Consider the following 5,372-nt stretch of genomic DNA (forward strand, 5'->3'; position numbering starts at 1 on the left):
CACCCCCGCGCCCCGGGAAGCCGGACAACCAGGCCGGCGGCCGATGTCAACGCAGCAGCCGTAGCAGCAGGGCCGCCCCTGCAGCATTCCTCACCTCGCGATCCCTGTCCCCCGTGCTCCGGACTCTGCCGACCTCCTTGTCCCGGGCGTCGTAGACCTGACCGCCGCTCCACACTCTGCCGACCTGCCCGTCCCGGGCGTCGTACACCCAGCCGTCACTCCGGACGCTCCCCACCCGCCTGTCCCGGGCGTCGTAGACCGAGCCGTCACTCCACACTCTGCCGACCTGCCCGTCCCGGGCGTTGTAGACCCAACCGCCGCTCCGGACGCTGCCCACCCGCTTGCCTTGGGCGTTGTGAAGGTCACTCACTTCCGGCTGCCCCAGCAGAACTCGCAGTGAGGTTTCAGTCTCAGTGGCTCGCGCCGAAGGACACAAGGTCACCGCTTCCGACGCCCGGTCCCGTGGCATCGTCGGCCTGGCGACCAGCGGCACGGGCACCCAGCCCCCGGCGGGGACCAGGACGAGCGGGAACAGCAGGAGCTCACCCCACCCCCCGGGCACACGGGGCACCCGGCGACCAGGCCGAGCAGCCGGACGAGGGAACAGGAGAAGAGCAGGCCGAGCAGGGGCTCGGCCCCGACAGCGACCAGGGCAAGCGGCGATCACAAGGCGGTGTCCCGGACGATCAGCACCTGCCGCTCGACCCGTCCCTTGCCCTGGGGCCGGTAGGCGGCCAGCACGTCGATGTCGAAGTCGTAGTGGCCGGCGAAGCCGACCGCCTCCGGATGCAGCGGGACCGCTTCGCCGGGGGCGACGTGCCGTCGGACGACGGTCTTGGTGCGGTCGTAGACGATCGTCATCGGCGCCGCGCCGAAGTGGGCGAACCCGCCGGTGGCAGTTAAGAACGTCTGCAGGTCCTGGCTGGTGGTGAAGCAGCAGAACGGGTCACGCGAAGTACGACAGCGTCATGTGGAAGAGAGCGCCCCCTCGGCGTGTCGGGGAATGTCGTCTCATTCGGATTCTGCCGGACGTACGGGGCCAGGCAAGATCCGGAAGAGACGTCCTGGGCTCGCCCTACGACGTGGGTGCCTTCGGCAGGGCGTCGTGCAGCCGGTCGAGGAGCGCCCGGGCCGCCGGGTTTGCGGGCCCGGCGGCCGGCCAGGCGAGGACGATACGGGCACGGATCCGGGGCCGGACGATCGGCAGGGTGTGCAGGGGGGCGGCCATGCCCGGCGTCTCCTCGTCGATGGGCATGACGGCGACACCCAGGCCCCGGACGGCGAGCTGGGCGAGCACGTGGGGGGCCGCCGCCTCGAAGGCGACCCGGGGCCCGAACCCGGCCTGCGCGCAGGCGCGTTCGAGCGCTGCCCGGACTCCGGTGCCCTGCGGCAGGCAGATCAGCGGGCGGTCCCGCAGATCCGTCAGGGGGACGTCGGTGCGGTCGGCGTCGGCGAGGAGCGGATCGCCGGCTGCGACAGCGACGCCGAGCGGAGCGTCGATGACCGTCCGGTAGGACAGGCCGGGCGGAGGTTCTTCGCCAGGGGGTCCGAGGAGAGCGATGTCGATCTCACCCGCCAGGAGCGCGGCCTGCATCCGATCCGAGGCGTCCTCGGTCAGTGCGATCTCCAGGCCGGGGTGGGCGTCGTGGAAGTCCGCGAGGAATGAGGCGACGTCGAAGGCGTGCCCGGTGGCGCCGGGGACCAGTCCGAGCGTGACCCGGCCGCGCAGCAGTCCGGCGTGCTCGTCCACCGCGTGCCGCACCGCGTCCGCAGCCGCCAACGCCGCTCGCGCATAGGGCAGGACGGCCCGGCCCACCTCGGTCGGCGTCACCGACCGGCTGGACCGCTCGAGCAGGGGCTGCCCGAGCTCCTTCTCGAGCTGGCGGATCTGGGCGCTGAGCCCCGGCTGGGTCAGGTGCAGTCGGGCAGCGGCGCGGGTGAAGCCACCCTCCTCGACGACGGTGACGAAGTAGCGCAGCTGGCGAAGCTCCATAACCGTTGATTCTAGATCGCAGCACATCCATCTATTGGACATGCGGTTCGGCCGGACCGCAGAGTTGATCACATGGAGAATGCGATATCTCGAAGGCGCAGGAACGCCAAGGTCAGGGCCATGATCGCGGCGGAACGCCGGGATCTGGCCGATCTGCTCGACCGCCTGAGGCCCGCCCAGTGGGACGAGCCGAGTCTCTGCGCGGGATGGCGGGTCCGTGAGGTCACAGCCCACATGTCGATGGGGTTCCGGCTCTCCCTGCCCGCGACGATGGGCGAGTTGGCCAGGGCCCGGGGAAGCCTGCACCGCATGACCGACCGCGTCGCACGCCGGGACGCGGCCGCCCATTCCGCCGTCGAACTCGCCGCGTTCCTGCGGGAGAACGCCCACCACCCCTGGACTCCGCCGGTCGGTGGACTCCAGGCCGCGCTCGGCCACGACGTGGTCCATGGCCTGGACATCACGGTCGCCCTCGGCCTGGACCGGCGTGTCCCCGAAGACCGGCTGCGGGTACTGCTCGAAGGGATCCGGCCCAGCGGCCTGAGGTTCTTCGGCGCCGACGTCGGCGGCGTGCGGCTGTGCGCCGAGGACATGGACTGGTCGTACGGATCAGGCTCCCCCGTGTACGGCGCCGCCCAGGACCTCCTCCTGCTCGCCTTCGGCCGCAGGCTTCCGCCCGGCCGGCTCCGAGGCGAGGCGAGAAGCCGCTTCACCGCAGTCTGAACGCAGACACCGCTCGCGCCCCCAAGGGAGAAGCATTCATGCGCACCCGACTCCTCCAGGGACTGTCCCTGTTCTCCACCGGCCTGCTTGCCGGCGCCTTCGGCTACGGAGCCGCGAACCTCGTCCCGACCTTCAACGCCGTGCCACTCGAGATGAGACTCGACTTCCATGCCGAACTGATGAAGATGAACGGGATCACGGTGCAGGGTGCCATGGCGGTCTCCGCTCTCAGCTCCCTCGCCCTGGCCGCCCTCATGCGCGGCAGGCCGCGAATCCTCGCGACTGCGGCGGGGCTCCTGACCGTCGCGTCCTTCCTGATCACCCGGTTCGGGAACGTCCCGATCAACGGCCTCATCAAGCAGTGGGCCGCCACCGCAGCACCAGCCGACCATGCGGGCATCCTGCGCCGCTGGGAACTGTTCAACGACGCCCGTACCCTCGCCGCCGCGGTGGCGTTCGCCCTCCTCACCGTCCTCGCCCTGCGGGAGACCAATCCATCCCCGACGGAAGACAAGCCGCAGGAACCGGCCTGATCTCGCGGCCAGCGCGGCGCTGTCCGTCGGGCGGAGCCAGGGCCCGCTCAGTGCCGGGAACCGGAAAGCTGATCGGGCTCCACGCACCACACAACGAACGTCCTACGGCAAGCATCCTCGCGCTCCCGGATCCCAAGGACATCTCCCCGTGGCACAGGGCGCTCTCGTCGATCGGCGACAGGTGCTCTCACAATTCACCTACAAGGCCAGCTTGTTGAAGGTCTGACGCTCCGAAGCAGCAGAAGCGATGCCGGTTGAGGGGTTCTGATCGAACGGGAGTCCCGATCGGGTGACTGTGGCGGGAGCCGTGCACAAGAGCAGGGCCTCTTGGTAGCGCGAAGGGTGTCTACGCCAACAAGCTGTCCAGGAGTCTCAATGACCGAGTCAAGCCGCCTGGGTGACCGGATCGGCCCAAGCGCCCGCCCGGCGGGGCGCAGGCCCCGGCGCGGCCCCGGCCAGCAACCCGTCTCCGCCGAACTGATCGGCCTCTTCCTCGAACCCCGGGCCCGGATCGCAGACGCCGCCCGGCCACCGTAGTGCCCCGGGTGGTCGCCGGGCCGACTCGCCCGGGGCAGAAGGAACGCGGGGAGGGTGTGGTCCAGGGGACTGCGGTGAGCATCCACCGTCTCACAGCAGTCCGGGAGCCGCCCTGGTGCATCTCCGGACCGCACAGCCCGCCGGCCGCAGGTGTGAGCGTCCGGCCCGCCCGGCTCCTCCGGTCTCCGGTGCGTTCACGGCCCGCCCGGCCCGGGGACCTCGTCGGCCACCGTCCTGCCTCCGCCACCGTCGCTCCCGCCACCGGAGGGGGGTCGAAGTAGAACCCGGGCACCGGCGTCGAGTACAGGACCAGCTCGACGAGCCTCGCGTAAGCCGCCTCGTCCAGGACCAGCACCGGCCGCCGCTCCAGTTCGGTGCCCACCGCACGCAGCAGTCGGCGTCCCCGCCGCGAGGTCCGGTCAAAACGCTCCGGGGTGGCAAGCGCGACGCCCCCGCCCAGCGCGAGCAGCCCGGCGAAGACCCCGAACGCGAGCAGCGAGGAGGTCGTCATCAGGGTGAGCTGGGCCACCACGGCGGTGCCCAGCATGACGCAGAGGGAGACGTTGACCGGGAGGTCGCTGTCGCTGCGGGTGACCAGGCCGGCCACCTCCAGTCCCCGCTCCACCGCCCGCACCTCCTCCAGCCCCGCAGCCAACGCGCGCAGCTCGGACGGCAGGTTGGCCGTGCCGGGCTCCAGAGCCGCCAGGACCGCCGCCTGGACGGCGTCCGGACTCCACACACCGGGGGCGACCTCCAGTCGGCCTCTCCCGTCCGGTCGCAGCACGCCGCTGAGCACCATGCCCGACACCACCGCCACGGCCAGCCGGTCGCGGTGGAGCCGCCACGCGCGCAGCGCCGCGACCTCATAGACCGTCAGCCGGGCACCCTTGGCCCTCGGGGCGGCGACCCGGGGGTGTTCGGCCCAGATCCGGAAGCCCGCCCGATAGGCCACCATGGCGAACACCAGCACCGCACATCCCGCCAGGAAGACAGCCACCCACCCCACCCCTCCCCGTGTACCGACCGGCCCCATCGTGGCCCGCACCGGGGCCACCGGGCAACGCCCGGCACCACGCTGGGACCAGTCACACCGCCAGGACGGTGACCAGGACCAGGCCGCGCGGCGGCGTGCTGCGTCACTATGAAGACCCGGTACGGCAGGACGGGACGGGACGCCCAACCCGGACGGCAGGCTGACGCAAGCCCAGCCGGGACCGAACCACCGACCCGGCCCGGACAGCAGACGGAACCCCCGGACCGGGACCGAAACAGCCAGGGCCAGCCAGGGACAGCCAGGGACAGCCAGGAACGGACCACCACACCCCCACCCACAGCTCCCCTCCTGGCGGCCGACCCCCAACCAACCACGTGCGGCCGCCGCCAGGCGGGCGCGAAGAAGAGGCACTGCGCAGCGACGCGCCCTACACCGACCAGCACCCCACCCACTCACTCGCTCACACATTAAGCCAGGGCTCAGGAAGGTATGTCGGGCCGGTGAGAACAGCCAAGCAGGTCTCTGACCAGCAACCACAGCCGGATCGCCCGAATGGGCCCGGACCCGGACGCTGAACGCCTAGCATGCACCA

At 71.3% G+C, this 5,372-nt stretch carries 5 protein-coding genes and 1 pseudogene; 2 read left to right on the plus strand and 4 right to left on the minus strand.

Going from position 1 to position 5,372, the window contains the following annotated elements:
• Positions 1-46 precede the first annotated feature (46 nt).
• From ACIBH3_RS35735 to ACIBH3_RS35745, 3 genes and pseudogenes are all read right to left on the minus strand, one after another.
• Positions 47-370, minus strand: coding sequence for a 5-fold beta-flower protein (locus tag ACIBH3_RS35735; protein ID WP_396316290.1), 324 nt, complete (start codon positions 368-370; stop codon positions 47-49).
• A gap of 296 nt (positions 371-666) precedes the next feature.
• A pseudogene (locus ACIBH3_RS35740) lies at positions 667-976 on the minus strand (IS21 family transposase); the annotation flags it as partial.
• 99 nt (positions 977-1,075) lie between these two features.
• Entirely contained in the window at positions 1,076-1,993 is a 918-nt protein-coding gene (locus tag ACIBH3_RS35745) for a LysR family transcriptional regulator (protein WP_396316291.1), read from the minus strand.
• Positions 1,994-2,065: 72 nt separating this feature from the next.
• Between ACIBH3_RS35745 and ACIBH3_RS35750 the strand changes: the two genes are divergently transcribed.
• Together ACIBH3_RS35750 and ACIBH3_RS35755 are read left to right on the plus strand one after the other, a co-directional pair.
• Positions 2,066-2,716 (plus strand): maleylpyruvate isomerase family mycothiol-dependent enzyme, encoded by a 651-nt coding sequence (locus ACIBH3_RS35750; protein ID WP_396316292.1) that lies wholly within the window; start codon positions 2,066-2,068, stop codon positions 2,714-2,716.
• Between the two features lie 38 nt (positions 2,717-2,754).
• A complete protein-coding gene (locus ACIBH3_RS35755) occupies positions 2,755-3,249 on the plus strand; it encodes a DUF1772 domain-containing protein (RefSeq protein ID WP_396316293.1) in 495 nt (164 codons plus the stop codon).
• Between the two features lie 346 nt (positions 3,250-3,595).
• On the opposite strand, the gene ACIBH3_RS35760 is transcribed toward ACIBH3_RS35755, so the two are convergent.
• The gene (locus ACIBH3_RS35760; RefSeq protein ID WP_396316294.1) at positions 3,596-4,783 is read right to left on the minus strand and encodes a hypothetical protein; all 1,188 of its coding nucleotides are present in this window, start codon (positions 4,781-4,783) and stop codon (positions 3,596-3,598) included.
• Positions 4,784-5,372: the final 589 nt, after the last annotated feature.

Origin of the sequence: Kitasatospora sp. NPDC050543, assembly GCF_044457565.1 — a bacterium.
Classification (GTDB): Bacteria; Actinomycetota; Actinomycetes; order Streptomycetales; family Streptomycetaceae; genus Kitasatospora.

What these genes read in the sequence shown, in the direction of transcription:
- ACIBH3_RS35745 (WP_396316291.1), bottom strand. Translation starts at nt 1,993, where the DNA reads ATGGAGCTTCGCCAGCTGCGCTACTTCGTCACCGTCGTCGAGGAGGGT.
- ACIBH3_RS35750 (WP_396316292.1), top strand. Translation starts at nt 2,066, where the DNA reads ATGGAGAATGCGATATCTCGAAGGCGCAGGAACGCCAAGGTCAGGGCC.
- ACIBH3_RS35755 (WP_396316293.1), top strand. Translation starts at nt 2,755, where the DNA reads ATGCGCACCCGACTCCTCCAGGGACTGTCCCTGTTCTCCACCGGCCTG.